Here is a 1,421-nt window from a genome sequence, read left to right as displayed (position 1 = left end):
CCCGTTCAGCTTAAGACCATCCAGGGAATCCAGCTTGCCCTCCCAGAGATGTGGGTTTTGCTCAAGCAGCAACTTTCTGCACTCTTCACCACAGTACTTGACGAGTCCTTCGATTTCTTTGTTAACCTTGCTGTCTTGACGGGTTGACTCATGGGAACAGGACTGCTGAAAAAGCAGTTCCAGCGGGCGCCCGTCGGGCCAGTGGCTGAAGCGTTGCTTTAGTGTACCGAGCAATTGCCGCTGTTTTTCGGGAGAACTGATCTCAATTTTGTTCAACTCGTCAAGCAAAGATAAAGGTTTGGAAAAACGGGTTTCCTGTGACTCCTCGTGCTGAATCACACTTTGATAGTCATCGGTTGACTGCGCAATGATTTTCTCATTACGGGCGAAGGCCTCCAAACCAAAGTAATCCCCCGTATATTGGCTGTTGTTTCTATAAATTTGTGCATCCATACGGCCCAGTGTTGCAGAAGTCAAACGCATGTGCATGACCCTATCATTTATATGCCTGGAATGATCCGCCAGCCCCTCCGTGATTCGGGAAAATGTATATTCGGTGTCGCATTTCATCCTGCGTGCCGAAGCCTCGGCAGTGATATGCCAAAGCGGTTTTATCCCGATCTGAGTTCGTCGTTCAAAGGAGTTCAGAGCCGCTTCATTATTCAGGCTGATCACAATCTGTTCACTGGTCTGTTGCCGCTCTGCACAAAAGTTTAACTCGTGCCCGGGGCAGAACTGCCTGACGGGGTTGTCCTCAATGCCGTGGGGCAGCCCCGGGCGGTAATACACCAGACGTCCTGCGCGAATACGACAATGGATTTCCCAATCGAGCAATTCTTCGTCACTGAAGTTCAGCAATTCTTTAAGAAACACTTTTTTGCGGGTGTTTACTGGCGTATTGATATCCGCTGCCACGGCACGATTCATATCACCAAGGCAGCCGTGGTAGTCGGCCAGAGCGTCCAGCCATTGCTCCTCCAGGTCGGCGGTAGCTGGTCGCTCCCCACCAATGCCCAACTCTGCCAGTTCCCTGAACAATGCTTCAACCACCGCTTTACTGTGTCCGGGAAAGGTGAGGGTCAGTTGATTTTCAAAACTCAGGGCTTCAGGCAGGTTCGGAGGAGAAAACAGAATACTGCCGCCTTCACAGACGGCCGATTCGAGTTCAACTGCCTGTACCGGTTGGTCGCTCAGGTGTGCGGCCTTCAGCTGTTCCTGACTCAAATAACTGACGCTCTGGCCTGTCAGTTTGGCAAAACCGTGGCTGAATTCAGCCAGCTGTACTTTCGCATCACCGCCTTGGCCGGTTCTTGAACTGACTCGTGCAGGGAAGCTCGGTGCAGGCAGGGGAGTCTTGATGGCTGGCAGTTCTGCAATAGACGGCACGTCGGCGGCTAACGATGCCCGGCACTTGTTAACAA

1 protein-coding gene is annotated in these 1,421 nt (G+C 52.1%); it reads right to left on the bottom strand.

Features of this window, described 5'->3' with window-relative positions:
* A partial coding sequence (locus tag KBW69_RS23340; RefSeq protein ID WP_257282531.1) for a hypothetical protein occupies positions 1–1,421 on the bottom strand: 1,421 nt, incomplete at both ends.

Origin of the sequence: Endozoicomonas sp. ISHI1 (assembly GCF_024606225.1) — a bacterium.
Classification (GTDB): Bacteria; Pseudomonadota; Gammaproteobacteria; order Pseudomonadales; family Endozoicomonadaceae; genus Endozoicomonas_A.
Note: the sequence above shows the minus strand (reverse complement) of the source record. Positions and strands in the feature narration are given on the sequence as shown.